This is a genomic window from Halostella limicola, assembly GCF_003675875.1.
GTDB classification, from domain to species: Archaea; Halobacteriota; Halobacteria; order Halobacteriales; family Natronoarchaeaceae; genus Halostella; species Halostella limicola.
In genome coordinates, this window is the sequence record NZ_ML014752.1 from 130,840 (window position 1) to 157,479 (window position 26,640).

Annotated in this window: 26 protein-coding genes; 16 read left to right on the forward strand and 10 right to left on the reverse strand. The window is 70.9% G+C overall.

Annotated features, from left to right (window positions below; translation table 11 throughout):
• Window positions 1-60: 60 nt before the first annotated feature.
• The gene (locus tag D8670_RS00620; RefSeq protein ID WP_121816164.1) at window positions 61-1,596 is read left to right on the forward strand and encodes a uracil-xanthine permease family protein; all 1,536 of its coding nucleotides are present in this window, start codon (window positions 61-63) and stop codon (window positions 1,594-1,596) included.
• Here the strand turns inward: D8670_RS00620 and dhaM are convergent, their stop codons facing one another.
• Both dhaM and dhaL read right to left on the reverse strand, forming a co-directional pair.
• Complete coding sequence (gene dhaM, locus D8670_RS00625; protein ID WP_121816165.1) at window positions 1,597-1,977, reverse strand: dihydroxyacetone kinase phosphoryl donor subunit DhaM; 381 nt, start codon at window positions 1,975-1,977, stop codon at window positions 1,597-1,599.
• Window positions 1,978-2,682: a dihydroxyacetone kinase subunit DhaL gene (gene dhaL, locus D8670_RS00630; RefSeq protein ID WP_121816166.1), complete on the reverse strand. Its 705-nt coding sequence runs from the start codon at window positions 2,680-2,682 to the stop codon at window positions 1,978-1,980.
• Window positions 2,683-2,810: 128 nt separating this feature from the next.
• Between dhaL and D8670_RS00635 the strand changes: the two genes are divergently transcribed.
• Complete coding sequence (locus D8670_RS00635; RefSeq protein WP_121816167.1) at window positions 2,811-4,178, forward strand: bifunctional metallophosphatase/5'-nucleotidase; 1,368 nt, start codon at window positions 2,811-2,813, stop codon at window positions 4,176-4,178.
• A 24-nt stretch (window positions 4,179-4,202) separates the two neighbouring features.
• On the opposite strand, the gene dhaK is transcribed toward D8670_RS00635, so the two are convergent.
• On the reverse strand, window positions 4,203-5,195 hold the full coding sequence (gene dhaK, locus D8670_RS00640; RefSeq protein ID WP_121816168.1) for a dihydroxyacetone kinase subunit DhaK: 993 nt from the start codon (window positions 5,193-5,195) through the stop codon (window positions 4,203-4,205).
• Between the two features lie 121 nt (window positions 5,196-5,316).
• Complete coding sequence (locus D8670_RS00645) at window positions 5,317-6,126, reverse strand: BtpA/SgcQ family protein (RefSeq protein ID WP_121816169.1); 810 nt, start codon at window positions 6,124-6,126, stop codon at window positions 5,317-5,319.
• Window positions 6,127-6,225: 99 nt separating this feature from the next.
• On the opposite strand from D8670_RS00645, the gene D8670_RS00650 reads away from it, so the two are divergent.
• A complete protein-coding gene (locus tag D8670_RS00650) occupies window positions 6,226-7,317 on the forward strand; it encodes an NADH:flavin oxidoreductase/NADH oxidase (protein WP_121816170.1) in 1,092 nt (363 codons plus the stop codon).
• Between the two features lie 44 nt (window positions 7,318-7,361).
• Here the strand turns inward: D8670_RS00650 and D8670_RS00655 are convergent, their stop codons facing one another.
• Together D8670_RS00655 and D8670_RS00660 are read right to left on the reverse strand one after the other, a co-directional pair.
• On the reverse strand, window positions 7,362-7,925 hold the full coding sequence (locus D8670_RS00655) for a thioredoxin family protein (protein ID WP_121816171.1): 564 nt from the start codon (window positions 7,923-7,925) through the stop codon (window positions 7,362-7,364).
• A 125-nt stretch (window positions 7,926-8,050) separates the two neighbouring features.
• Complete coding sequence (locus D8670_RS00660; protein ID WP_121816172.1) at window positions 8,051-8,467, reverse strand: EamA family transporter; 417 nt, start codon at window positions 8,465-8,467, stop codon at window positions 8,051-8,053.
• Window positions 8,468-8,597: 130 nt separating this feature from the next.
• On the opposite strand from D8670_RS00660, the gene D8670_RS00665 reads away from it, so the two are divergent.
• The 7 genes from D8670_RS00665 to D8670_RS00695 all read left to right on the forward strand — a co-directional run bounded on the left by D8670_RS00665 (window position 8,598) and on the right by D8670_RS00695 (window position 15,824).
• Complete coding sequence (locus D8670_RS00665; RefSeq protein WP_121816173.1) at window positions 8,598-9,086, forward strand: Lrp/AsnC family transcriptional regulator; 489 nt, start codon at window positions 8,598-8,600, stop codon at window positions 9,084-9,086.
• Window positions 9,083-10,219, forward strand: coding sequence for a pyridoxal phosphate-dependent aminotransferase (locus D8670_RS00670; protein WP_121816174.1), 1,137 nt, complete (start codon window positions 9,083-9,085; stop codon window positions 10,217-10,219). The genes D8670_RS00665 and D8670_RS00670 overlap by 4 nt, the downstream gene beginning before the upstream one ends.
• A gap of 124 nt (window positions 10,220-10,343) precedes the next feature.
• Window positions 10,344-10,550, forward strand: coding sequence for a YMGG-like glycine zipper-containing protein (locus tag D8670_RS00675; protein WP_121816175.1), 207 nt, complete (start codon window positions 10,344-10,346; stop codon window positions 10,548-10,550).
• A gap of 46 nt (window positions 10,551-10,596) precedes the next feature.
• Window positions 10,597-11,781, forward strand: coding sequence for a GNAT family N-acetyltransferase (locus D8670_RS00680; protein ID WP_121816176.1), 1,185 nt, complete (start codon window positions 10,597-10,599; stop codon window positions 11,779-11,781).
• A gap of 211 nt (window positions 11,782-11,992) precedes the next feature.
• Window positions 11,993-13,267 (forward strand): NRAMP family divalent metal transporter, encoded by a 1,275-nt coding sequence (locus D8670_RS00685; RefSeq protein WP_121816286.1) that lies wholly within the window; start codon window positions 11,993-11,995, stop codon window positions 13,265-13,267.
• A gap of 2 nt (window positions 13,268-13,269) precedes the next feature.
• On the forward strand, window positions 13,270-13,827 hold the full coding sequence (locus D8670_RS00690) for a hypothetical protein (RefSeq protein WP_121816177.1): 558 nt from the start codon (window positions 13,270-13,272) through the stop codon (window positions 13,825-13,827).
• A gap of 122 nt (window positions 13,828-13,949) precedes the next feature.
• Entirely contained in the window at window positions 13,950-15,824 is a 1,875-nt protein-coding gene (locus D8670_RS00695) for a sensor histidine kinase (protein ID WP_121816178.1), read from the forward strand.
• Between the two features lie 2 nt (window positions 15,825-15,826).
• On the opposite strand, the gene D8670_RS00700 is transcribed toward D8670_RS00695, so the two are convergent.
• The gene (locus D8670_RS00700) at window positions 15,827-16,417 is read right to left on the reverse strand and encodes a HalX domain-containing protein (RefSeq protein ID WP_121816179.1); all 591 of its coding nucleotides are present in this window, start codon (window positions 16,415-16,417) and stop codon (window positions 15,827-15,829) included.
• A gap of 226 nt (window positions 16,418-16,643) precedes the next feature.
• On the opposite strand from D8670_RS00700, the gene D8670_RS00705 reads away from it, so the two are divergent.
• Window positions 16,644-17,435 (forward strand): hypothetical protein, encoded by a 792-nt coding sequence (locus tag D8670_RS00705; RefSeq protein ID WP_121816180.1) that lies wholly within the window; start codon window positions 16,644-16,646, stop codon window positions 17,433-17,435.
• On the opposite strand, the gene purL is transcribed toward D8670_RS00705, so the two are convergent.
• Window positions 17,413-19,587 carry a phosphoribosylformylglycinamidine synthase subunit PurL gene (purL, locus tag D8670_RS00710; RefSeq protein WP_121816181.1) on the reverse strand — a complete coding sequence of 725 codons (2,175 nt, stop codon included), beginning with the start codon at window positions 19,585-19,587 and terminating at the stop codon, window positions 17,413-17,415. The genes D8670_RS00705 and purL overlap by 23 nt on opposite strands.
• A 152-nt stretch (window positions 19,588-19,739) precedes the next feature.
• On the opposite strand from purL, the gene D8670_RS00715 reads away from it, so the two are divergent.
• From D8670_RS00715 to D8670_RS00725, 3 genes are read left to right on the forward strand one after another with little or no spacing between them, the layout of a single operon-like run.
• The gene (locus D8670_RS00715) at window positions 19,740-20,426 is read left to right on the forward strand and encodes a PHP domain-containing protein (RefSeq protein ID WP_121816182.1); all 687 of its coding nucleotides are present in this window, start codon (window positions 19,740-19,742) and stop codon (window positions 20,424-20,426) included.
• A 2-nt stretch (window positions 20,427-20,428) separates the two neighbouring features.
• On the forward strand, window positions 20,429-21,565 hold the full coding sequence (locus D8670_RS00720; protein ID WP_121816287.1) for an asparagine synthase C-terminal domain-containing protein: 1,137 nt from the start codon (window positions 20,429-20,431) through the stop codon (window positions 21,563-21,565).
• Window positions 21,566-21,623: 58 nt separating this feature from the next.
• On the forward strand, window positions 21,624-23,096 hold the full coding sequence (locus tag D8670_RS00725) for a hypothetical protein (RefSeq protein ID WP_121816183.1): 1,473 nt from the start codon (window positions 21,624-21,626) through the stop codon (window positions 23,094-23,096).
• Here D8670_RS00725 and D8670_RS00730 read toward each other — a convergent pair.
• Together D8670_RS00730 and D8670_RS00735 are read right to left on the reverse strand one after the other, a co-directional pair.
• Window positions 23,087-23,608, reverse strand: a complete 522-nt coding sequence (locus D8670_RS00730) for an NUDIX hydrolase (protein ID WP_121816184.1) — start codon at window positions 23,606-23,608, stop codon at window positions 23,087-23,089. The two genes, D8670_RS00725 and D8670_RS00730, sit on opposite strands and share 10 nt — an antisense overlap.
• A gap of 94 nt (window positions 23,609-23,702) precedes the next feature.
• On the reverse strand, window positions 23,703-24,698 hold the full coding sequence (locus D8670_RS00735) for a transcription initiation factor IIB (RefSeq protein ID WP_121816185.1): 996 nt from the start codon (window positions 24,696-24,698) through the stop codon (window positions 23,703-23,705).
• Window positions 24,699-25,020: 322 nt separating this feature from the next.
• Here D8670_RS00735 and gatC point away from each other — a divergent pair, with 322 nt between their 5' ends.
• Entirely contained in the window at window positions 25,021-25,299 is a 279-nt protein-coding gene (gene gatC / locus D8670_RS00740) for an Asp-tRNA(Asn)/Glu-tRNA(Gln) amidotransferase subunit GatC (protein ID WP_121816186.1), read from the forward strand.
• Entirely contained in the window at window positions 25,296-26,564 is a 1,269-nt protein-coding gene (gatA, locus tag D8670_RS00745) for an Asp-tRNA(Asn)/Glu-tRNA(Gln) amidotransferase subunit GatA (RefSeq protein ID WP_121816187.1), read from the forward strand. Before gatC ends, gatA begins: the two co-directional genes overlap by 4 nt.
• Window positions 26,565-26,640: the final 76 nt, after the last annotated feature.

Here is a 26,640-nt window from a genome sequence, read left to right on the forward strand (position 1 = left end):
CGCCGCTTCTCCGAATCAATACGCATTTGACTCCCGCATGGGGAGTGGGATTCAGACCGAATGGCGCACGAAGAGTCCACGGCGGCGTCGACCGCCGACGACATCGAGTACGGTATCGACGACAGACCGCCGACGGGGGAGTCGGTGCTGCTCGGCCTCCAGCACTACCTGACGATGGTCGGCGCGAACATCGCGGTGCCGCTGCTGCTCGCCGGCGCACTCGACATGCCGGGAGACGTCGCGGCCCGGTTCGTCGGCACGTTCTTCGTCGTCTCGGGCGTCGCGACGCTGGCGCAGACGACGCTCGGCAACCGCTACCCGATCGTCCAGGGCGCGCCGTTCTCCATGCTCGCGCCGGCGCTTGCCATCGTCGGCGTCGTGAGCGCCACCGGCGAGGCGGCGTGGCAGACGAAACTCGTCGCGCTCCAGGGCGCGATCATCGCCGCGGCGCTCGCCGAGGTCGCTATCGGCTACCTCGGTATCGTCGGGAAGATCCGCCGGTACCTCTCGCCGGTCGTCATCGCGCCGACCATCGCGCTCATCGGCCTCTCGCTGTTCAACGTCCCCCAGATCGCCGGCGCGACGAACTGGTGGCTCCTCGGGTTCACCGTCCTGCTCATCGTCGGCTTCTCGCAGTACCTCGACGTGGCGCACCGCGCGTTCCGCCTGTTTCCCGTCCTGCTCGGCATGGTGACCGCGTGGCTCGTCGCCGCCGCGCTCTCGGTGGCGGGCGTCTACACGCCCGAGTCGTCGGGCTACGTCCCCCTCGGGCAGGTCGCCGACGCCCCGGCGTTCCTCGCGATCTACCCGCTCCAGTGGGGGATGCCCGAGTTCCAGCTCTCGCTCGCGATCGGCATGTTCGCGGGCGTGCTCGCCTCCATCGTCGAGAGCTTCGGCGACTACCACGCCGTCGCCCGCATCGCCGGCCACGGCGCGCCGAGCGAGAAGCGCATCAACCACGGCATCGGCATGGAGGGGCTGATGAACGTGTTCTCCGGGATCATGGGCACCGGCGGGTCGACCTCGTACTCGGAGAACATCGGCGCGATCGGCCTCACGGGCGTCGCCTCGCGCTACGTCGTGCAGGTCGGCGCGGTGACGATGATCGTCGTCGGCTACGTCGGCTACTTCGGCCAGCTCGTCACCACCATCCCCGACCCCATCGTCGGCGGCCTCTTCGTCGCCATGTTCGGCCAGATCGTCGCGGTCGGCCTCTCGAACCTGGAGTACGTCGACCTCTCCTCCGGCCGGAACACGTTCGTCATCGGCTTCGCGCTGTTCGCAGGCCTCGCGGTGCCGGCGTACATGGGCGGCTTCGAGAGCGCCGCCGCGTTCCGGAGCGGCATGGAGAGCGTCGCGGTGCTCGGCCCCGTGCTCGGGACGCGACTCGTCGCCGACACGCTCTACGTCATCGGCGGCACCGGGATGGCCGTCGGCGGTCTCGTGGCGCTGGTTCTCGACAACACCATCGAAGGCACGCCCGAGGAGCGCGGCCTCGTCGCTTGGGAGCGGATCACAGAGGACGAGAGCGACTTCCGGACCGCCTGGGAGCGGTGGCGTGGCGGGGACGAAGTTGCCCCGGAATCGGCCGACTGACTACGTCTTCGACACGTCGCGCGCTTCCTCCGCGGACTCCCTGACCGAGTCGAGCGTCGCCTTCGAACTCGACGCCTCGACGGCGGCGTTGAGCGCGCCTTCCAGTATCGGCGCGTCGGCGACGACGACGTCCTTCTCGCTCGTCTCGACGGCCATCTCCGCGTTCATCACCGCGCTCCCGAGGTCGACGAGGACCACGACCTCCGCGGCGTCCATCGCTTCCAGCGCGTCCTGGATGTCGGGGACGCTGGTGCCGATGCCGCCGTCGGGGTCGCCGCCGACCGGGACGATCTCGGCGTCGGCCCCGCCCATCTCCGCGGCGATGTCGCTGATGCCGCGGGCGGCGTCGGCGCTGTGGGAGACGACCAGCAGGCCGACCATCTACTCCTCCGCCTCCTCGTCGGGGATGGTCGGCGAGGTCGCGTCCACGTCCGCCGCGCCGTCGAGGTGCTCCTCGGCGGTGGCGAGCAGTTCCTCCAGGACGAACAGCGTGCTCGTCGCGCCGGGGTCCTGATGGCCGACGGAGCGCCACCCGAGGTACGACGCCCGTCCCTTCGACGCCCGGATCGGCACCGTGAACTCGACGCCGCGCCGGGCGGCGTCGACGGCCTTCGCCAGCGCTTCGAGCGGCGGCAGGTCGTCCTCCTCGATCGACTTCTTGTACGTGTGGACCGCGGGCGTCACCGCGTCCACCATCGTCTTGTCGCCGACCCTGGCGTCGCCGCGGTCCTGTAGCTTCTCCAGGTACGTCTCGGCGAACGCGACGCTGGTCTCCGCGGTGACTCCCTCGGCCAGTTCCTGACTGGCGCTCATGATCGACCCGCCGTACAGCGGCCCCGCCGCGCCGCCCACCTCGGAGACGAGCGCCGTCCCGACCGTCTTCGCGATCTCCTGAGCGTCGGGGTCGTCGAGCGCCTCGACCTTCTCTAGCGCCGCCCGGAACCCTCGGTTCAGGTTCGCGCCGTGGTCGGCGTCGCCGATCGCGGAGTCGAGATCCGTGAGGTGCGACTTCTCCGCCTCTATCCTGTCGGCGACGTTCTCGACCGCGGCGAGCAGCGCCTCCCGTTCCGCCTCCGTCTCAGGCATGTCACTGCGTACCAACAATAGGGCGAGTGAAAACTCTTTGCGGTGAACGGGCCGTTTACCGGCCGCCGCTCGCTGCACCCGCTCGGAAGCCGACACCCTGATTAGCCGCCCGGTCGTCGCCGGCGTACATGTCCCTTCGCCTCCTCCACTACTCCGACCTGGAGACCGCGCTGGACGACCCCGAGCGCTGCGCCCGCCTCGCCGGCACGCTCGCCGCCCGCCGCGACGACGACACCGTCGTGATCGGGACGGGCGACAACACCGCTCCGGGGGCGCTCTCGCTGGCGACCGAGGGCCGGGCCGCGCTGGAGTTCTTCCGGACCGTCTCGCCCGACGCCGACACCTTCGGCAACCACGACTTCGACTTCGGCCCCGCCGTCGCCCGCGCGAACGCCGGTGCCGCGCCGCAGGCGTGGCTCTGCGCCAACGCGAGGCAGGACGGCGAGCGCTTCGCGGCGGACGTCGGGGTCGAACCGAGCACCGTCGTCGAGACCGACAACTACCGCGTCGGCGTCGTCGGCGTCGCCCACCCCGAGACCGTCGAGATAAACCCCGCCGCGGCGGGCGTGGAGTTCGCCGACCCCGTCCCAGTGGTCCGCGAGGAGGCGGCGGCGTTGCGCGACCGCGGCGTCGACCGCGTCGTCGTCGCCTCCCACTGCGGGAAGGGCGACGCCCGAATCGCCCGCGAGACCGACGTCGACGTGGTGCTGGGCGGCCACGTCCACGACGTCCACGTCGAGACCGTCGCGGACACGCTCACGGTGCGACCCGGTCGCGGCGGGAAGTACGTCGCGGAGGTCGCGTTCGAGCCCTCGACTGCGGCGACCGTGCGCGAGGTCGACGACGGCCACCGCGACGACGATCTCGCGGCGGCCCTGCGGGACAGGCTCGCAGAGCACGGGCTTGACGAAGTGGTGGCGACGGTCTCCGACCCGATCGAACTCACCGAGGAGTCGGTGATGGTCGCCGAGAGCCGCGCCGGCAACTTCGTCGCCGACGCCCTCCGGTGGGGCGCGGACGCGGACGTCGCCATCTCCCCCGCCGGGGCGCTCCGCTCCGACGGTGCGCTGGAGGGCGAGGTCACCGCGGCGCAGACGATCAACCTGACGCCGTACGAGGACGACCTCGCCGTCGTCTCGCTGCCCGGCGACCGCCTGCTGGACGCGCTCGCCGAACTCCCGATCGGCTACCACCACGACGACTTCCCGCTGCGGTACTGCAGCCACGTCAGCGGCGCCCGGATCGTCTGGGACGACGCGGACGGCGTCCTCCGCGAGGCGACCGTCGGCGGCGAGCCGGTGGACCCGGACCGCGAGTACACGCTCGCCGTGGCGGATTACCTGATCGAGACGGACCACGTGAGCGCGGCGTACGGCGAGGGCGACGTGATCCGCCGGTGCGGCGTCGCTCACGAGGCCGTCGTCGACTACGCCCGCGAGAACGGCATCGCGCCGGAGATCGAGGGACGGATCGAGCGCCCGTCGCTGGACGAGTGAACGGCGGGCGACCGCTTACCCCCGCTACCGCTTGAGCGCCGGCGTGTCGGCCTCGTGTTGCAGCAGGTCCTTCAGTTCGTCGTCGACGTCCATCACCGTCACCGAACAGCCCTGCATGTCGAGCGACGTCATGTAGTCGCCGACCCAGGCGTCCCACGTCTCCAGCCCGCGGTCGTCGAGGATCTGCTGGACGCGGCGGTTGACGACGAACAGCTCCATCTGCGGCGTGCCGCCCATCCCGTTAACGATGGTGACGACCTCGCCCTCCGGGTCGAGGTCCTCCAGCACGGCCTCGGTCAGTTCGTCCGCCACGTCGTCGGCGGGCATCTGCTCGGTGCGCTCGACGCCGGGTTCGCCGTGGATCCCGATCCCGAGTTCGATCTCGTCGTCGCCGAGGTCGAACGTCGGTTCGCCCTTGTCGGGCGTGATACAGGAGGTCAACGCCATCCCCATCGTGCCGACGCGGTCGATCGCCTTCTCCGCGACGCGCCGTACCTCCTCCAGGTCCTCCCCGCGGTCGGCCATCGCGCCCGCGACCTTGTGGACGAGGATGGTACCGCAGACCCCCCGCCGGCCGGAGGTGTACGTCGAGTCCTCGACGGCCACGTCGTCGTTCACGACGACCTGCGCCACGTCCGCGTCGGTCTCCATCCCCGCCATCTCGGCGGCCGTGTCGAAGTTCATCACGTCGCCCTCGTAGTTCTTCACGACGCAGAGCACCCCCTCCCCGCCGTCGGCGGCGGCGATCATCTCGTTCAGCTCGTCGGCCGTCGGCGACGTGAACACCTCGCCCGCCGCCGCGCCGTCGAGCATGCCGGGGCCCAGATAGCCCGCGTGCGTCGGTTCGTGGCCGCTCCCCCCGCCGCTGACGACGCCGACCTTCCCGTCGACCGGCGCGTCCGCCCGGACGAGCACCTTCGTCCCGTCGAGCCGACGCACGCGGTCGGGGTACGCCGCGACCATCCCGTCGAGCATCTCGTCGACCACGTCTTCCGGATCGTTGATCAGCTTCTTCATGTCCAGTGAGAACAAGTACCGAACTAACCATAATTCTAGCCCTACCGGTCCTCTCGCGTAGGTATTCCGCCACCGCCGGCCCAGCGATCGCCCGCCGTACCGGGACCGCTCGCGGCGGCTTTTAGCCCTCGTCTCTTGCCTCGACCACCCGACGGACGCGGTCGGGGTCGACGGGGTTCGTCGTCTCCCCGCCCTCCTTCAGTGCGGTGCCGACGATGACCCCGTCCGCCGCGGAGAGCGTCGCGGCGACGGTCTCCGCGGTGACGCCGCTGCCGACGAACAGCGGGACCTCGCGGTCGAGTGAAGCGACCTCTTCTCGCGCCGCATCGAGGCGCTCCTCGGGCGTCGGTTCGCCCGTGCCTGCGCCGGAGACGACGACGCCGTCCGCCATCCCGCGCTCCACGGCGTCGGCGACGCGCTCGGCGAACGGGCGGTCGCCCAGCGGCGCGGCGTGCTTGACGCCCACGTCCGCGAGGATAGACACGTCCGCGTCGAGGCGGTCCCGGAGACGCACTGTCTCGTGCGCCGCCCCCTCGATTACGCCCTGATCGGTCACCGCCGCGCCCGAGTGGACGTTCACCCGGACGAAGTCGGCGCCCGTCGCGGCCGCCACCGACACCGCCGTCTCGGCGTCGTTCCGCAGGACGTTGACACCGACGGGGAGGGAGACGGCGTCGGCGACGCGCTCGACCGCCGCGGTCATCGACGCCACGACGTGTTTCGGCACGTCGTCGGGGTAGAACGGCGCGTCCCCGAAGTTCTCCACGAGGACGGCGTCGGCGCCGCCCTCGGCCAGCGTCCGGGCGTCCGACAGCGCGCGCTCCTCGATCCGGTCGCGGTCGCCGTCGAACCCCGGCGACCCCGGCAGCGGCGGGAGGTGGACCATGCCGACGACCGGCGAGGCGGCGCCGAAGACGCTCTCGAGTTCCATGGGCGGTCTTCGGTCCTGCGGCAATTAACTGGCGGGTGTTTGGCGGCAATCCCCTCCCTGTCCGTGCCCGTTTAACCGCCGAGTCCGCAAGCACGCACGATGACCGACGACCTCTTTACGCCGCTGTCGCTCCGGGGGACCGAGATACCGAACCGGATCACGGTGTCGCCGATGTGCCAGTACTCCTGCGAGGACCGCGACGGCCTCGCGACCCAGTGGCACAACGTTCACCTCGGGAGTCGCGCCACCGGCGGTGCGGGCCTCGTGATGGCCGAGGCGACGGCCGTAGAGGCCCGCGGCCGCATCACGCCCCACGACCTCGGCATCTGGAGCGACGAGCACGCCGACGCGCTCGCGCCGACCGCCGAGTTCATCGAGAGCCAGGGCAGCGTCCCCGCGATCCAACTGGCCCACGCCGGGCGGAAGGCCAGCAAGACGCGACCGTGGGACGGGAGCCGCCCCCTCTCGCCCGACGAGGGGGGCTGGGAGACTATCGCGCCGACGGACGCGCCGTACCCCTACGAGGAGGGAGGAGCCGCGACGCGCCGGATGGACCAGAGCGACGTCGAGGACGTGATAGACTCGTTCTCGGCCGCCGCCGAGCGCGCGCTCGCCGCCGGGTTCGAGGTCGCGGAGGTCCACGCCGCCCACGGCTACCTCCTGCACGAGTTCCTCTCGCCGGTGACCAACGACCGCGACGACGACTACGGCGGGAGCTTCGAGAACCGGACCCGCCTCGTCCGCGAGGTGACCCGCGCGGTGCGGGACGTCTGGCCCGACGAGAAAGCCGTCTTTGTGCGGCTCTCCGCGACTGACTGGCTCTCGGACCGCGAGTCGTGGACGGTCGACCAGACCGCGCGCCTCGCGGACCTGCTCGCCGAGGACGGCGCAGACCTGATCGACGTGAGTTCGGGTGGTATCCACCCGGACCAGGAGCTCCCTCACGGCGGCCCGAACTACCAGGTGAAGTACGCCGAGCGCGTCCGCGAAGAGACCGACGCCGCCGTCGGCGCGGTCGGCGGCATCACCACCGGCCAGCAGGCCGACGCGCTGATCCGCAACGACCGCGCGGATCTGGCCATCGTCGGCCGCGAGCACCTCCGCGACCCCTACTTCGCGCTCCACGCCGCGGAGGAACTCGGGATGGAGGACCGCATCGACCCGCCGGTGCAGTACCGCCGGGGGTTCTGAGGGCGCGGCGACTCGCTATCGCCGCAGTTGCCGTCACCGGCGCCCTACTCGTCTTTCCACTTGATCGAACAGCCCTGCGACGGCTGCCACTCCAGGTCGACGTCCTCGCCCGCGAGCACGGCGTCGATGGCCTCGCGGATCTGGAACCGCGTCGGCTCCTCCTCCGGGTTCAGCGCGTCGTCGAGGCGCCCGTGGTAGGCGAGGCGGAACGCGCCCTCCTCCCGCCGGAACAGGAAGGGGTCCGGCGTGCAGACCGCGCCGTACGCCTCGGCGACCTCCTGCGACTCGTCGCGGAGGTAGGCGTCGTAGTCGACCCTGCCCTCCTCAACGAACTCGCGCATCTTCTCCATCGAGTCCTCGCCGTACTCCTCGGCGTCGTTGGGGTTGACGCCGACGACGGCCGCGTCGTCGTATTCGTCGGCGAGGCCGTTCAGCAGGTCGAACTTCGCCTGCGCGTACGGGCAGTGGTTGCAAGTGAACACGACGAGCAGCGCCTCCGCGTCCGCGAAGGAGTCGAGGGAGTACGTCTCCCCGTCGACGCCCGGCAGTTCGAAGGCCGGCGCCTCGTCGCCCGGTTCGAGCTCGGAGTCCGACTCTAGCAGCACCATACGCGAGAGAAACGGGGCGCGAGAGTTAGTGCTTACCACTCGCCTCGACGAGCGGCGAGTCGGAGACGGCGGACGACGGAGCGTGAGCCCAGAAAAGTTCGCGCCGGGAACGACCGGCGCGGCGTTCACTCGACGGTGGTGAAGTAGACCGCGAGGAGGGCGAACCCGACGCCGGCGGCCTTTCGCGCGGTGAACGGCTCGTCGAGCACGGCGATGCCGAGCAGCGAACTCGTCACCAGGAAGAGCCCGAACACCGGCGTCACGACGCTCACGGGCCCCATCGACAGGGCGCGGTAGTACGCGAGGATGCCGATGGCGAGACAGATACCGGCGGCGTACATGTACGGCGATTTCGGGTGCGTGAGGTACTCGCCGACGGGGTGGTCGCCCACGGCGACGACGGTGAGCGCGACGCCGACGAGGATGGTGTTCGAGACGGCCGTCGCCACGTCGCTCGGGATCGACTGGGTCGCGACCTTCATCAACGGGGCGACGAGGGTGTACGATATCAGTGCGACGACGGACCAGCCGATGTAGTTCATATCGACAGCGGGGGCCGGAGCGGTGATAGGGTTTCGAATCGATCCCGGTTTGGTCCGGCGTCGCACGCCCTTCGTCAGGTATTGGCACGGACAGGAAACCCTTATGTCGGACCCACCGACTGTCGTACGTATGACCGACAAGCGCGAGCTACTCGACCTCCTGCTCGAAAACGCGCGCTACTCGACCGAGGACCTGTCCCGGATGACGGACCTCTCCGAGGAGGAGGTCGTCTCGACGATAGAGACCCTTGAGGACGAGGGCATCATCCGCGGCTATCAGGCCGTCGTCGACTGGCACCGCGTCAAGGAAGAGCACATTCGCGCGGAGGTCGAGCTGAACGTCACGCTGGACCGCGACACCGGGTACGACGACATCGCGGAGCGCCTCGCGCGCTTCCCCGAGGTGACGACGCTCCAGCTCGTCAGCGGCGACTACGACTTCCACCTCGAGGTCGAGGGCGACTCGCTGCAGGAGGTGTCGAACTTCATCAGCGAGAAGGTCGCCCGCGCGCCGGAGATCACCCAGACCGTCACCCACTACGTGATGGAGACGTACAAGGACCGCGGCATCGAGTTCGAGGACGGCCACGACGACGACCGGTTGTCGATCTCGCCATGAATTTATCGGACAGAGTCGAGCGCGTCCCCCCGTCGGGGATCCGCAAGTTCTTCGAGCTAGCCGAGGAGATGGACGACGTCATCTCGCTGGGCGTCGGCGAGCCGGACTTCTCCGCGCCGTGGGCCGCCCGCGAGGCCGCCATCCAGTCGCTGGAGCGCGGCCGCACGTCCTACACCGCCAACCGGGGGATGCGGGAGCTGCGCGAGGCGATCAGCGACCACGTCGCCGCCCGCTACGACCTCGACTACGACCCCGACGACGAGATCCTCGTCACGACGGGCGTCAGCGAGGGCGTCGACGTGGCGATGCGCGCGCTGGTCGACCCCGGCGACACGGTCGCCGTCCCCCAGCCGTCGTACATCTCCTACGCGCCCGGCGTCATCTTCGCCGACGGGGACCCGCTCCCCGTCCCGACGCGAGAGGCCGACGACTTCAAGCTCACCTACGAGCGGCTGGAGGCGAGCGGGGCCGCCGACGCGGAGGTGCTCATCACCTGCTACCCGAACAACCCGACCGGAGCGGTGATGACCGAATCCGAGCTCGAACCGGTCGCGGAGTTCGCCCGCGAGCACGACCTCACGGTGATCTCCGACGAGATCTACGCCGATCTGAGCTACGGGTTCGACCACACCTCGATCGCCACGCTGCCCGGGATGCGCGAGCGGACCGTCGTGTTCAACGGCTTCTCGAAGGCGTACGCGATGACGGGGCTTCGCCTCGGCTACGCGATGGCCCCGCCGGAGGCCATCGCGGGGATGAACCGCATCCACCAGTACTCGATGCTGTCGGCCCCGACGACCGCACAGCACGCCGCGCTGGAGGCGCTGCGCTCCTGCGACGACGAGGTCGAGGAGATGGTCGCCACGTACAACCGGCGGCGCAACCTCGTCCTCTCGCGGTTCGAGGAGATGGGCATCGACTGCTTCGAGGCGAAGGGCGCGTTCTACGTCTTCCCCGAGGTCCCCGGCGCCGACGCCGAGCGGTTCGCCGAGGACCTGCTCCACGAGCAGGGCGTCGCGGTCGTCCCCGGCGACGTGTTCGGCGAGGGCGGCGAGGGCCACCTGCGCGTCTCCTACGCGACCGGCACGCAGGACCTGAAGGAGGCGATGGACCGCATCGAGGCGTTCCTCTAGGTCGGCGCGGCGGGACGAACGCACCTCCCCGTCGGCGCAGCGCTCCGCATCGCGAGGATCACCCGGCGGTAACCGCCCGGCCGGCACCCCGACATTAATGGACGCGTACCGCGATAGTTCATGTATGGTATCCGATCGTATCAAGCGAGCGCTGAGTCGTTCCCGCCACGCCGCCCTCGGCGCCAGCATCGGCGCGGCCGTCGGCGGTCTGTTCAACCGAAACGCCGCGAGTTCGGGCGCCGCGCTCGGCGCGCTCGCCGGCGCCATCGTCGGCGAGAAGCGGGTCTCGGCCCGTACCCGCGTCGAAGAGGCGGTCGAGACCGAGGCGTAGGGGGCGCGACCCGTACTCTTTTGCCGGCGTTCCGCGAGGTTGGCGCATGGTCGAGTACCGGCGGGTCCCGGACGACCGCGACGCGGAGTTCGGGGAGACGATCCACTACGCGTTCGCGCCCGAGGAAGGGCCCCCCGACGCCGACGACGAGCGCAGCGACGGTTCGTCGTTCGTCCGCCGCGGCCTCTTCGAGGGCGAGGAAATGCTGTGCGTCTGCAAGCACCGCTCGTTCCGGATGCGCCTCCGCGGGGAGTTCCGCGACGTGGCCGGTCTCTCCGCCGTCGCGACGCCGCCGGAGCACCGCCGGAAGGGCCACGTGCGCCGCCTCCTGTCCGAGTCGCTCAGCGAGTACCGCGAGCGGGGCGACCTGCTCTCGGCGCTGTGGCCCTTCGACTGCGGGTTCTACGGGCAGTACGGGTGGGCGACTGCGAACAGGTACGCCACGTACGAGATGCCGCCCGAGTCGCTGGCGTTCGCCGCCGACGCGGCGAGCGGCGACCACCGGCCGCTCGGGCCCGACGACTGGGCCGCCGCCGACCGGGTGTACGACACCCACGCCGAGCGGTTCGCGCTGGCGATGGACCGCACGGAGACCTGGTGGCGCGAACGCGTGTTCGACAGCTCGTGGCGCGATCCGCCGTACGCCTACGGCTGGGAGCGGGACGGGGAGCTAGCGGGCTACGTCGTCTACCGCGTGAACGACAAGGGCGAGGAGAAGACGCTCGCCGTCCGGGAGTTCGCTTACGCCGACCGGGAGGCCCGCCTGAACCTGCTGTACTTCCTCTACAACCACGACTCGCAGGTCGACTCGGTGAAGCTGTCGCTGCCGGAGTCGAACTACCTGCTCGACGAGGTCGACGACCCCGCCGAGGTTGACTGCGAACTCGGGCTCGGGCCGATGGTCCGCCTCGTCGACGTTGCCGAGACGCTGTCGGCGCTCGCGTATCCGGCGGACGGCGCGGTCGCGCTCGCCGTGTCGGACCCGTTCGCGGACTGGAACGACGGGACGTTCGAACTCGCGGTCGAGGACGGCGCGGCGACCTGTCGGCCGACGGACGCCCCCGCGGACGTCGAACTGGGCGTCGGCGCGCTCTCGCAGTTGGTCGTCGGCTACCGCTCCGCCGAGGCGCTGGCGGCCGCGGGCGAACTCGACGCCACAAGCGCGGACGCGCTGGAGACGCTGGCCGCGCTGTTCCCGGAGACGGACCCGTTCCTGCGGGAGTTCTTCTGACGGCCGCACCGGGAATTCGCAGGCCGCAACGCTCGGTCGGGCGTCGCGCCCGGCTGCGCGCCGCCGTACTACCCGGTTGTACCACCGGATAGAAACCCCTTTAGGCCTCGCACGGAAGGTCCGAGTAATGACAGAACGGACCGGAGACGCGTCGGCGAGCGAGGAGATCGGCGCGGCGTCGCAGGAGGGAATCGCGTCGAAGCTATCCGCGATGGGACCGGCGTGGCTCGCCGGCGCCATCGCCGCCGGGCCGGCGACGATGGCGAGCCTGCTCAGCGCGGGAGCGGCGCACGGCTACGCGCTGCTGTGGATCGTCGTGCTCTCGGCGGTGCTCGGCGCGCTCTCGCAGTACCTCGCGATGCGGCTCGGCCTGCTCACCGAGGCGGGCATCGTCTCGGTCGTCGAGCGCCACCTCGGCGAGGGGTGGGCGTGGCTGCTGGTCGCGGACGTCGTCGTCGCCGCCGGGCTGGCGCAGCTGATCATCATGAAGACCGTGGCAGACGTCAGCGCGACGGTGACGGGCGTGGACGCCCGGATCTGGGGCGTGGCGTGGGCCGTCGTCCTCGCGGTCGGCCTCGCCGGCCGGGGCTACCGAGTCGCGGAGGTCGGCGCGAAGGTGCTCGTCTCGGCGGTCGTCCTCGCGTTCGTCGCGTCGCTGTTCGTCGTCCCGATCGACCCGGCGGCCGCCGCCGGCGGGCTGGTGCCCGCCGTCCCCGCGGGCGTCGACGGCGCGCTGCTCGCCGCCGGCGTCCTCGGCGGCGCGGTCCACGTGACGCTGGTGACGATGCAGTCCTACACCATGCGGGCGCGGGGCTGGAGCCGCGACGACTACGACCTCGCCGTCTTCGACGTGGGCGGGTCGATGCTGGTCGCGTTCGGGATCTACAGCCTCGCCATCTTCCTCGTCGCCGCGAGCGTCCTCGACTCGCCCGACCTGACCGCGGTCGGGGCCGCACAGGCGCTCGAACCCGTCGCGGGGTCGGGCGCGAAGTGGCTGTTCCTGCTCGGCCTCTGGGGCGCCGCCGTCTCGACGCTCGGCGGCAACACCGTCGTCCCGCCGTACCTCGTCGCCGACAAGCTGGGCTGGGACACCGACGTGTCCGACCCGCGCTACCGCGCCTTGCTCGTCGCGGTGGCGCTGCTCTCGGCCGGCGGCGCGTTCCTCGGCGGCGCGTTCTTCCCCCTGCTCGTGCTGGTGCTCGCGTTCGGTCTCGTCGGGACGCCGTTCGCGCTGGCGCTCGTGCTGTACCTCCTCAACCGCGACGACGCGGTGCCCGAGCCGAACCCGACGGCGGCCAACGTCGGCGGGGTCGCGCTCCTCGGCGTCGCGGCCGTCACCGCCGGCTCGTTCCTCCGAGAGCAGTACGTCTCCGGCGTCGACGCGATGACCGCGCTCGTGCTCCTGTTCGCCGGCGTCTTCGCCGCGGCGACGCTGGTCCTGATCGTCCGGTTCGTCCGCGAGACGCTGGCCGGCTCGCGGGCGTGAGGATGGCGTCGGGCCTCCCGTTCCCGCTCTCCGGCACCACGCTCGTCACCGGCCCGTCGAACGTCGGCAAGACGCGCCTGACCGCCCGGGCGTTGGAGTCGTGGGTCGCCGAGCGCGGCCCGGACGGCGTCGTCGTCCTCGACTTCGCGCCCGTGGTCGAGCGCGACGACGAGGTCCTCGGCGGCCGGCTATCGCGGTTCGCGGCGATCCCGGAGAGGGCGTGGCACGGCGTCCTCGACGCACACGCGCCCCGGGCCGACGGCGAGGACGCGGCCGACGCCCGGCGGCTCGCCGCCGACAACGCCGCACGGGCCGAGACGCTCCTCGACGAAGCGCCGCCGGACCCCGCCGCCGTGTTCGTCAACGACGCGACCATCCCCTTCCAGCACGAGCGCGGCGACCCCGACCGCCTCGTCGCGTACTCCGAGGGCGCGACGGCGGTGCTCAACGTGTTCGAAAGCGACGAACTCGGGACCGGCGACGCGGTCTCGCGCGCCGAGAACGCAGCGCTCGCTCGCCTTCGCGACTGGGCCGACCGCGAGCATCGTCCCGGGAACTGACCGACGCCGCGTCCGGGGTTCGGCCACGAAACGTAAGTACCGGCTCCTGCTATGATCACGAAACCGATGACGGATCGCTCCGCGGCGGGAGCGCTCGCGCGGCGCGACCGGGTGAGACAGCAATGACCGACATCGAGGTCGCGGACGGACTGGAGATCGTCGACCGCGTCACGGACGCGTTCTTCGCGCTCGACGGGACCTGGCGGTTCACGTACCTCAACGACCGGGCCGAGGAGATGCTCGACCCGGCCGGCCGGGGGCTGCTGGGGGAGGTCATCTGGGACGTGTTCCCCGAGACGGCCCACACCCCCTTCCCGTCGCAGTTCCACGACGCGATGGACGAACAGTGTCCCGTCGCGTTCGAGACGTTCTACAACCCGCTGGAGACGTGGTTCGAGGTCCGCGCCTACCCCGCCGAGGACGGCCTGTCAGTGTACCTGCGCGACATCACCGAGCGCAAGCGCCAGGAGAGCGAGGCCAACCAGCACGCGGCCATCGTCGAGGCGGTCCACGACGGCGTCATCACGCTCGACGACGACAACGAGATCACCTACGTCAACCGCGCCGTCGAGGCGACGCTGGGCGTCCCCCGCGAGCGCCTCGTCGGGAAGCACGTCTCCGCGCTCCCGCGCATCGCGACCATCGACGGCGACAGCGCCGACACGCTGGACGAGGCCCTCGACGACCTCCGGGAGAGCGACGCCCCGGAGCGGCGTCTGGAGGTCACCTTCGAGATGGCCGACCAGTCCACCCGGGTCGGCGAGATCCGGATGGTCCCGATCCCCGGAACCAACACCGACAGCGTCGCCGGCGTCATCCGCGAGGTCACCGACCGACACGAGTACGAGCGCGTCGTCACCTCGCTGCACGACGTCACCCGGCACCTGTTCCAGGCCGAGACGCGCGACGACATCTGCGCCGTCGCGGTCCACACCGCCTCGGAACTGCTCGATCTCCCGATCAGCGGCGTCTGGCTCCTGGACGAGGAGCGGGACCGGCTCGAACCGGTCGCGGCGACCGCCGGCGCGCACGAGGTCGTCGGCGGGCTCCCCCAGTTCGGCCGCAACGAGGGGCTCATCTGGGACGCCTACCTCAGCGGCGAGTCCGCGCTGTTCGACGACCTCAAGGAGGAGGAGGGGAAGTACAACCCCGAGACGCCGATCCGGAGCGAGCTCATCGTCCCCATCGGCGACCACGGGGTGTTGATGACCGGCGCCCAGACCGTCGGCGCGTTCGACGAGCGCGACCGCGAGCTCGCGGAGATCCTCGCGGCGAACACCGCGCTGGAGCTCGACCGGACCGAGCGCGAGCAGCTGCTCTCGGAGCGGGAGACGGCGCTCAGCGAGCAGACCGAGCGCCTGCAGGCGCTCGAAACCTTGCTCGACGGCCACGCCCGCGAGAAGCTGGAGACCGCGCTGGGCGCCCTCGACGACGTCGAGGACGAGCGGGCTGAGGACGCCCGGTCGGCGCTCGCCGCGGCCGACCGTCTCGTCGGCGACGCGACCGAGCTGTCCACCGGGCGGGCGGCGCTGGGGTCCCGGACGTTCGTCGACGTCTCGGACGCGGTCGACGACGCCGGGGAGCGCGTCGCCGCCGACGAGACGGTCCCGGTCTCCGACGTGACGGTAACCGTCGCCGAGGACGCGACGCTGCGGGCCGACCGCGACCGGCTGGTCCGCCTCTTCGAGACGCTGTTCCGGTGGTCCGAGGCGGGGACGACCGCCGACGTCCGCGTCGGGCTGCTCGCGGAGGCGAAGGCCCGCTCGGTCGCCGACGGCGGCTATCCCGGCGGGATCTACGTCGAGCGGGCCGACGCGACGCCCCCGGAAGACGTTCGGACCGTGACCGACCCGGACGCGGACGGCCCGATCGGCCCGGCGATAGCCAGAGAGATCGCGCAGGCACACGGCTGGACGCTGGTCGCGGCGGCGACGCCCGACGGGACGCTCCGCTTCGAGGTAGCGGACATCACGACGCTCGAACCGACGGCCGAGTAGCGTCAGTTGGACCGGGACGCCGACCGCGACAGGTCCTGACAGACCCGGCGGTAGGCGCCGTGGCTCGACAGTTCGCCGAGCGTGTCGTCTATCTGCTCGCGCAGGACCGCGAGGCGGTCCTCCAGGCGGGCGTACTCCTCGCTGGCGCGGAGTTCCGCCTCGCTCTTCTCCGAGTCCAGAACGGCCTTCTTCGAGGCGAGCGCGAAGAACTCCTGGATCTGCTCGTCGTACGTCGACCGGAGGAGCAGCTGGTCGACCGTATCCAGCAGGTCGCCGCGGGCGACCGGCTTGACCACGTAGTCGTCGAACCCCATCTCGATGATGTCGAAGTCGGGTTCGACCGCGGTCACCATCGCCACGCGGCACTCCAGGTCGCGCTCGCGGATCGTGTCGAGGACGCGGTCGCCGGAGACCCCCGGCATCCGCCGGTCCAGCAGAACCGCGTCGACGTCCTCGTCGATCGCGTCGAGGGCCTGCGTCCCGTCGTAGGCGGTTCTGACGGTGCAGTGGTCCCTGAGCCAAGAGGCGTAGAGGTTGGCGAGGTCGGGCTCGTCCTCCACGATGAGGACGACCGGGGTGCCCGCCCCCGTCATAGCGAAGTCCCACCCGTGAATTGACCCATCGTCGTAAAACTCACCGCGGAACTATTTTAATATGTCGGCCGAAATAGGAACGAAAGAATGTGCGGCGGCGCGGATACCCGCCGTCACGGGGCCGGGCAGCGCCGACGAGGCCCGTCCAGCGCGACTCGTCGCGCCCACGGGGGCGGCCGCGCCCCGGACGTGGCGCTTCCGCCCACCATCACCGCCACCTCGAACCATGACCGACCGTTCCGACGCGAAGTTCGACCCCACGCACGTCCTCCTCGCGACGGAGCCGGCCGACGGCACCGCCGCCGCCGAGGTGCGGCGGACCAACGCGGCGCTGTGGCCGGTACTGGACCGCGGCGACCGCGTCGACCTCTGGCTGGCGGCCCGCCAACTCGGGGACGACCACCCCGACGTGCGCGACGAGATAGCGGCGTCGTTCCGCCGACTCGACGAGGGGCGGTTCCGCGGCCGGTTGCCGGCGTGCCGGGACGCGACGGAGTCGCTGCTCTCGCTGACCTCGTTTCACCGCTTCGTCTCGCTGGAGCGGCTGGAGGTCCGCACCCCCGACGGACTGCTCCTCCGGCACGTGCCGGACCACGGAACGTTCGACCTCGACGAGACGGCCGCCGCCGGCGTCGCGAGAGCGATCGAAGCCGATCTGGACGACGTCCACGCGGCGCTGTGGCCCGCCCGGACGCTCGCCGAGTGGTGGTCGGACGGACGGCGCTACGCCGTACGACCGCCGCAGTTCTGCGTCGAACGGGAGGACGGCAAGGTGGGGTTTTGCACCGACCTATCCGGGATTTGGGGGATCGCCGTCGACCGCGACCGCCGCCGGATCGACCTCCGGTGGGGCGAGTCGTCGGACGGCCTCCTCGGCCGGATCGGGGACGCGATACGGCCGACGCCGCCCTCGACGTTCCGGTTCGACGACGAGGGGCGGTTCGAGAGCGCGGCGGCGGCGTTCGAACTGGTCGGCGAGAAACTCGACGCGCCGGTCAGGACATCTGGTCCGCGATGACCGAGCGCAGGGCGGCGATCGCGTCGGCGTCGTAGGCGAGGTCGGCCCCGTCCGCGTCGACCGACAGTTCGCCGGTCGCCGTCCCCTCGCCGATCTCGCGGACCGGCGCGACGCCGTCGAACGCCGTCCGGACCGCGGCGGGGTCGGTCGTCTGGACGACGGCCCGGCCGGGGCGCTCGTGGAACAGGGCGGTCGCCGGGTCGGCCGCGGCGGGCAGGGACACGTCGAGTCCGGCGTCTTCCGTGACCATCTCGGCCAGCGCGACGGCGAGGCCGCCGTGGCTCACGTCGTGGACGGCCCGCGTCGCGTCGGCGTCGGCCACGTCGGCGAGCGCCTCGACGAACGCCGCGGGGTCGTCCGCGAGTTCGGGGAACCGGTCGCTCCCGCCGAACTGCGCGAGGTACTCGGAGCCGCCGAGGCCGACGTCGCGGCCGTCGAGCGCGGGGTCGCCGACGACGAGCACGGCGGCGTCGTCATCGGCCGCGAGCGGCGGCGCACTGTAGCTCTCCTTGGTACCCGTCATCGCCAGCGTCGGCGTCGGCGGGATGGGGCCGCTCGGGGAGTCGTTGTACAGCGAGACGTTCCCGCCGACGACGGGCGCGCCGAGCGCCGAACACATGTCGGCGAGACCGTCGACGATCCCCTTGAAGCCGCCGTACACGTCGGGCTTCTCGGGGTTACCGCCGTTGAGGCAGTCGACGGCCGCGAGCGGCGTCGCCCCCTTCGCGGCGAGGTTCGTGGCGTTCTCCAGCGCGACGGCGCGAGCGCCCTCGTACGGCGCGGCGTCGGTCCAGTTGGGGTCCGCTCCGGAGGAGATCGCGAGCCCCTGCTCGGCCTCCCGGATAGCGAGGACGGCGGCGTCGTCGCCGGGCGGCACGCTGGTCCGCACGCCCACCTCGTGGTCGTACTGGCGGTACACCCAGCGCTTGGAGGCGGTGTTCGGGCTCCCGACGACGGCCTCGAACGCCTCGGCGATGTCGGCGTCCGCGAGGTCGCGGTCAGGCTGTGCCGGCTCCTCGTGGGGCAGGTCGTTCATCGGCGCGCCCTCGCCGAGGAACTCGGCGGGCGCGTCGACGACGGTTTCCCCCTCGAAGGTACAGACGTAGTTCCCCTCGGTCACCTCGCCGATGACCGAGCAGCCGAGGTCGTAGCGCTCCGCGACCTCGCGGACGCGCTCGACGTTCTCGGGAGCGACCTCGTAGCACATCCGCTCCTGGGACTCCGCGAGCAGGATCTCCAGCGCGTTCATGTTCGGCTCGCGCTGGTGGACCCGGTCGAGTTCGATCTCGGCGCCGAGACCGCCCTTGGCGACGAGTTCGCTCGACGCCCCGCCGAGGCCGGCCGCGCCGAGGTCGCGGGCGGACTCGATCAGCCCCGCCTCGACGAGGTCCTCGCTGGCCTCGATCAGCAGCTTCTCCGTGTACGGGTCGCCGACCTGCACGGCGGGGCGGTCCTCGGTCTCGGCGTCCTCCGAGAGGTCCTCGCTGGCGAAGGAGGCGCCGCCGAGGCCGTCGCGGCCGGTCGAGTTGCCGACGAGGACGAGCTCGTTGCCCGGCTGCTGGGCCTCCGCGGTGATCATCCGCTCGGCGTCCAGCAGGCCGACGCAGGCGACGTTGACCAGCGGGTTGCCCTCGTAGTCGTCGTGGAAGGCGACGCTGCCCGCCACGGTGGGGACGCCGATGGAGTTGCCGTAGTCGCCGATGCCCTCGACAACGCCCTCGAAGAGGTACCGCGAGTGCTCGCGGTCGAAATCGCCGAAATAGAGCGAGTCGGCGAGCGCGATCGGGTACGCGCCCATCGACAGCGTGTCGCGGACGATGCCGCCCACGCCGGTCGCCGCGCCGTCGTACGGGTCGACGTAGGAGGGGTGGTTGTGGCTCTCGATGCCCATCGTGACGTACGTCGAGTCATCGGAGCGGCCGCCGCTATCGGCGTCGACGTCAGCCGACGGCAGGGCGACGACGGCCGCGTCGTCCCCCGGGCCGATGACGACCTGCTCCCCCTCGCTGTCGAAGGCCGACAGCAGGGGGCGGGATGAGCGGTAGGCGCAGTGTTCGCTCCAGAGGTTCTCGAAGAGCGCTTCCTCCGCCGGCGTGGGGTCGCGCCCGAGCTCCTCGACGACGAGTTCGCGGTCCGAATCGGCGAGGCTCATTCATTCATCTGTTCAAACACGGTGGATAAGAGGCTTTCTATGTGCACATTCGTGCATAATATGGCGCCCGGCGGCGGCCGCCGAAATCCCGCTCGCGTCGCCGTCGACCCGAGACCGGGGCGTTTTTGCTACCCCCCTGCGAAGGGCGACCCGTGCTGTCGGCCGAACTTCACTGCCACTCGTCGCTGTCGTACGACGGCCGGGACCCGGTCGAACTCCTGCTGGAGCAGGCGGAGGCCGTCGGGCTGGACGCCCTCGCCGTCACGGACCACGACGAGATAGACGCCAGCCTCGACGCCGCGGCGAAGGCCGAGGAGTACGATCTGGTCGGGATCCCGGGGATGGAGGTCTCCAGCGCCGCCGGCCACGTCCTCGCGCTGGGCGTCGAGGAGCGGGTCCCCGAGGGGCTCTCCTACCATGCGACGCTCAACCGCATCCGGGACCTCGGCGGCATCGCCGTCGTCCCGCACCCGTTTCAGGAGTCGCGCCACGGCGTCCTCGCGAACATCTCGATGGACGCGCTCGCCAGGGCCGACGCCATCGAGGTGTACAACTCCCGGCTTCTCACCGGCCGGGCGAACCGCCAGGCCGAGGCGTTCGCCAAGGAGCGCGGCGTCCCGATGACCGCCGGGAGCGACGCCCACATCAGCGAGATGGTCGGGCAGGCGGTCACGCGGATCGGCGCGGAGGAGCGCAGCGTCGAGGCTATCCTCGACGCCATCCGCGAGGGCCGGACAACCGTCGAGGGCAAGCGCACCCCCTGGCACATCAGCTTCCGACAGGCCGCGGGCGGCGCGAAGCGCCGCGTGAAGCAGGGCCTGTTCTCCTTCCTCAGATGACGCTGCAGGGGGCGACCCCCGAGGCGGTCCGCCGCGCGCTCGACAGCGGCGACCCCCTCCCCGGCACCCGCGGCTTCGCCGGCGAGGTCGACGGGACGTTCGTCCGGGACGTCCTCGGCCGATATCCCCTGTTCGTCGACGGCGACGACTGGGCGCGGTCGCCGTCGGATCTCTCCGACCCCGTCTCGTTTCCGGCCGGCCACGCGCGCCCGGCGGACGCTCCGAGGGCGGAGCCCGAACGGGTCTGGACGCTCCCCGATCCAGACCCAATCGAAGACGAGCGCGCCGCGGTGCGGAACGTGCGCGACGCCCTCGCCGCGAGCCTCGACGACGCGAACGAAGCGGACGGCGAGAGCGACGCGGGTGAGGCTGACGGCGATACCGACCCCGACCCGAGCACCGCGGTGGCGTTCTCCGGCGGGGTCGACTCCGCGGTCGTCGCCAGCCGCATCGACGGCCCGCTGTACGTCGCCGGCTTCCCCGAGAGCCACGACGTGACGGCCGCGCGCGACGCGGCGCGGGCGATGGGCCGCGAGGGCGACCTCCGAGTCATCGAACTCTCGCTCGACGACGTCGAGGGCGCCGTCCCCGAGGTGGCCCGCGCCACGGGCCGGACGAACGCGATGGACGTGGCGATCGCGCTCCCGCTGTACCTCGTCGCCGAGCGCGCGGCCGCCGACGGGCACGACCGCCTCGCGGTCGGGCAGGGGGCGGACGAGCTGTTCGGCGGCTACGCGAAGATCGCCCGCGCGCCGGACGATCCGCGGGTCGACGCCGACACCGTGCGCGGCGCGCGGCGGGAGGTCCTCGGGACGCTCCCCGACCAGTTGGAGCGGGACGTGCTGGCGCTGCGCGGTGCCGGCGTCGAACCGGTCGCGCCGCTGCTCGACGACCGCGTGATCGCCGCGGCGCTCTCGCTCCCGGGTGAGTCGCTCGTCGACGACCGCGGAGAGCGAAAGCGCGCGCTCCGCCTCGCCGCCCGCGAGTTCGTGCCCGACGGCGTGGCGTTCAGGGAGAAGAAGGCCGTGCAGTACGGGAGCCTCGTCTCCCGCGAACTCGACCGCCTCGCCCGTCGGGCGGGGTTCAAGCGCCGGACGGACGATCACGTCTCGCGGTACGTCGCCTCCAGAATCCGGTAATTATCGGCGTCTTAGGTACTGAACCGCTTATCCCTCCGGAGGGCGTACACCGGGTCCGATGCGTCGCTCGATCGTGATCGCCGGCGTCCTGGTTCTCATCGCGCTGGTCGCGACAGGAGGCATCTCGCTGTTCGCGCCCTTCACCACCGACGACGTCGCGCCGCAGCACGACCGCGAGCCGGAACTCGTCCACCCGAACGGGAGCGATAGCGGCTTCTACCCCTACCTGAACGCGCAGCCCCGGTTCACGCAGCGCAGTCCGGTCAACATCATCATCCACGGGAACACCTCCCGGGTCGTCCAGATACTGCGGGAGGAGACGGCGACCCAGTGGAACGAGACCAGGGAGGACGAGCAGGACATCGGCGGATCGGCGATCATAACCGGCGAGAACGAGACGCTGGCGAACGGCACCGTCGTCAACGAGTCCGTCGCGGCCAACCGCTCGGACGTCGACGAGAGCTTCGTCAACGGGAGCCGCGTCAACGCGACCGACAACGAGAGCCGCGCCGGCGTCGCGAACGCCACGGCCGACAACGCCACCGCGGCGAACGGGTCGGCGAACGAATCGGCGAACGAGTCGTTCATCGACAGGATCGACCCCACGACTGCCTGGGGGCGGACGACCGGCGCGACGCGGTGGGCGTACGTCGACCCCGGCCCGAACCAGAGCGGCGAGTGGGTGCAGGAGACGATGCAGGTCCACTACGGCGAGTACTTCGGGTCCCGCCTCCACATCCGCATCTACGGGGGCCCGAACGAGAGCGAGGAGTGGGTGTTCATGCAGGCCCACAAGGAGCACTACGACTGGTTCACGCTCCGCCACCGCGTCGACAGCTCCGAGCAGGCCCAGTCCTACGTCGAGCAGGAGTTCATGGGCCAGCCGTTCGTCGAGGAGGACGGCGTCTACCGTATCTACCTCGGCAACGGCGGCCCCTCCGACTCCGACGGGTGGGCGACGGTGATCGAACTCGCCTACCTCGTCCCGTTCGTCCTCGGCCTCGGACAGTCCAGCCTCGGTCGCTCCGTCCGGAGCCGGCTTCACGAGATCGACCTCGGGAACATCGACGAGGTCAGAGAGCGGACCACGGTCCGCCACATCGTCCTCCCGCTGGTCATCGTCACGCTCCTGCTCGGCGTCCGATACGGCGGTATCTTCCTTGAGAACAACGCGCCGATGCTCACGATGCACGCCATCGCCGCGCTGCTGTACCCCGTGATGTCGCTCGGCATCCCGATCGCCACGTACCTCATCGCGAGCGGGATCGAGCGCCAGTACGACGCGGCCGTGATCGCCTCCACAGCCCTCTCGGTGGGGATCTGGCTCGACTACGCCTACCTCGGCATCGCGACGCTGCCGGTCGAAGTCGTCCTCCAGCGGATCATCGTCATCCTCGCGCTCGGCCTGATCGCCGGCGGGGCCGCGAGGCAGGGCGTCCGCGAGACGCACTCGCGGTGGAACGACATGCTCGTCGGCGGCGTCGTCCTGTGGGTGGTCGTGCTCGCCGGGACGCTGCTCGGCTACTTCTGAACCCCGTCCGCGTCCGACGCGGGGGCGTCTCGTCCCTCCGTCCCCTCCGACACTGCCTCGATCGCTCGCCGACCGATGTCGGCCACGTCCGCGTCGAACCGGTCTTCGCTCGCCGCCAGTTCCGCCGCGGTGAACCACTCCCAGGCGTCGGCGGGCGCTTCGCCCGCCGCCGGCGAGAGGTCCCGCGAGTCCGCCGCGGCGTAGTAGACGTGGTCGATGTGCTGGTGGCCCACCTCGCCGTCGTGGACGTTGACGTCGGCCAGCTGGAAGTGCTGCGGCTCCGGAAGCGGTTCCACCGACGCCGACGACACGTCGCCGGGTTCGGCGAGAAGCGTCACGTCTAACCCCGTCTCCTCGCGGACCTCGCGCTTCGCGGACTCGTGTGGCAACTCGTCGCGGTCGACGTGACCGCCGGGCGGGAGCCACTTGCCGAGGCGGTCGTGCTCGTGCAGCAGGGTCGCGCCGTCGTGGACGACGTACACCGTCGCGGTGAAGTGGCGGGTCGTCTCCATGCCGTGGCGAACCGACGCGGCGCGCTTGTAGGTGTCGTTCTCGGCCGCGGACGGCGGAGAAGGGCGGTGGCGTTCGAGCCGTTCACCGAGGTGCTCACGCCGACGCGGCGTCGTTCGCGTCCAGAATCTCCTGATAGCGGTTGCGGATGGTGACCTCGCTGACGTTCGCCACGTCGCCGACGGTCGACTGGGTGACTTTGTCGTTCGTCAGCAGCGAGGCCGCGTAGACGGCGGCGGCCGCGAGACCGACCGGCGACTTGCCGCTGTGGACGCCCTCGTCTCTGGCCGTCTCAAGGAGTTCGCGGGCGCGGCGTTCGGCCTCGTCCGGGACGCCGAGTTCGCTGGCGAACCGCGGGACGTACTTCGCCGGGTCTGCCGGCCGGATCTCCATGCCGAGTTCGCGGATCACGTACCGGTACGTTCGACCGACCTCCTTTTTCTCGACGCGGCTAACGGTCGCGATCTCGTCGAGGCTGCGCGGGACGCCGGCCTGGCGGGCGGCGGCGTAGACGCAGGCCGTCGAGACGCCCTCGATGGAGCGACCGGGGAGCAGCTCCTCGTCGAGCGCGCGGCGATAGACGACGCTGGCGGTCTCGCGGACGTTTTCCGGCAGGCCGAGCGCGGACGCCATGCGGTCGATCTCGCCGAGCGCCTGCTTCAGGTTGCGCTCTCTCGCGTTGCGCGTGCGGAAGCGCTCGTTCCACGTGCGCAGGCGCTGCATCTTCTCGCGCTTCCGCGAGGACAGGGCGTTGCCGTAGGCGTCCTCGTTCTGCCAGCCGATGTTGGTCGACAGCCCCTTGTCGTGCATCGTGTTCGTCGTCGGCGCGCCGACGCGGGACTTCTCGTCTCTTTCCCTGGCGTCGAACGCGCGCCACTCGGGGCCGCGGTCGACGTTGTCCTCGTCGACGACGAGTCCGCAGTCCTCACAGACGGTCTCGCCCTGCGCCTCGTCGGTGGCGATGCGACCCCCGCACTCCGGACAGACCGTCTGGTCCGCCCGTTCTCGCTCGTCGTCGCTCTCTCGTTCGGTCGGCGCGCGGCGGTTCGTGCGCCCTCTGGTCTGATGTCTGTCATTTTGAGTTGGACTCAGGGGACAGCACCTGCAGAAGCCCTGAGCGTGTATTTTTCTCAGGACTATCGCACCTTAAACATGACGCCGGTGGTCGCCCGTGCCGGTGTTTCCCGGCCCTCTTAGCGCCTCTAGGCGGCGATTGGCGGCTTCTCAGATCGGGGTCGAACGGATGGGTCGGACGCGGACGGCGACGGTCCGAGAGATCGGCGGACGAGCGGTCGGGTCCGCGGGAGCACACCTGAACGCGGACGGAGGTGCACGGCGGTTCGGTCGGCCGGCGCGACGGCGGGGTTTCCGCCATATCGAAACCCTTACTCCCCGGAAGGCAGTGGCTCAGACCATGAGCGACACGCCCGTAGACACCGACAAGGTGCGCCACGTCGCGGACCTGGCGCGGGTGGACCTGGACGACGACGACGTCGACCGGTTCGCCGAGCAGTTCGCGGACATCCTGGCGTACTTCGAGACGCTCGACGAGGTGCCGGCGGTCGAGCGCGAGGCCGACCTCGCGAACGTCATGCGCCCCGACGAGGTGCGCGAGAGCCTGAGCCAGGAGGAGGCGCTCGAAAACGCCGCGGAGACCGAGGACGGCTACTTCAAGGGGCCGAACGTCTCATGAGCGACGGGATCTTCATCACCGAGGAGACGATCGAGGGCGCGGACGACGGCCCGCTCGCCGGGCGGACCGTCGCCGTCAAGGACAACATCTCCACCGAGGACGTTCGCACGACCTGCGGGTCGGAGATGCTCGCCGACTACGTCCCGCCGTACGACGCGACGGTCGTCGAGCGCCTGACCGAGGCGGGCGCGACCATCGTCGGCAAGGCCAACATGGACGAGTTCGGCATGGGGTCGACGACCGAGACTTCGGCGTTCGGCCCGACCGAGAACCCCGCCGCCGAGGGGCGCGTCCCCGGCGGTTCCTCCGGCGGGTCGGCGGCGGCCGTCGCCGCCGGCGAGGCCGACCTCGCGCTCGGGTCCGACACCGGCGGCTCCGTCCGCAACCCCGCCGCGTTCTGCGGCGTCGTCGGAATCAAGCCCACGTACGGCCTCGTCTCGCGCTACGGGCTGGTCGCGTACGCCAACAGCCTCGAACAGATCGGCCCGCTCGCGCCGAGCGTCGATGACGCGGCGGAACTGCTCGACGTCATCGCGGGCGAGGACCCGCGGGACGCGACGACCCGCGACGAGGGGACCGACAGCGACTACGCGGCCGCCGCCGACGGCGACGTCGACGGCCTGGAGATCGGCGTCCCGACGAACCTCGTCGACGGGGCCGACGAGGGCGTCGTCGAGACGTTCTGGAGCGCGCTCGACGAACTGGAGGACCGCGGTGCGACATACCACGAGGTCGAGCTGCCCTCCGTCGAGCACGCCGTCGAGGCGTACTACGTCATCGCCATGTCCGAGGCCTCCTCGAACCTCGCCCGGTTCGACGGCGTCCGCTACGGCCATCGGGCCGACGCCGAGGGCAACTGGAACGAGGAGTTCGCCGAGACGCGCAAGGAGGGCTTCGGCGAGGAGGTCAAGCGCCGGATCCTCCTCGGCACCTACGCCCTCTCCGCGGGCTACCACGACAAGTACTACAAGAAGGCGCAGGACGCCCGGGCCTGGGTGAAGCAGGACTTCGACGAGGCACTCGAGGACGCCGACGTGCTCGCCAGCCCGACGATGCCGGTCCCGCCGTTCGAGCGCGGCGAGAGCCTCGACGACCCGCTCCAGATGTACCTCGCCGACGCAAACACCGTCCCGGTCAACCTCGCAGACCTGCCCGCCATCTCCGTCCCCGCGGGCGAGACGGACGGCCTCCCGGTCGGCATCCATTTCGTGGGATCGGCGTTCGACGAGGAGACGATCATTCGGGCCGGTAGCGCGCTGGCGTAGAGAGCGGAGTTTTTGGTCCAGATTTTTGCGGGGGGAGGCGCCGTGCGCCGACCGCTGTAAAAAGGTGAATGCGAGA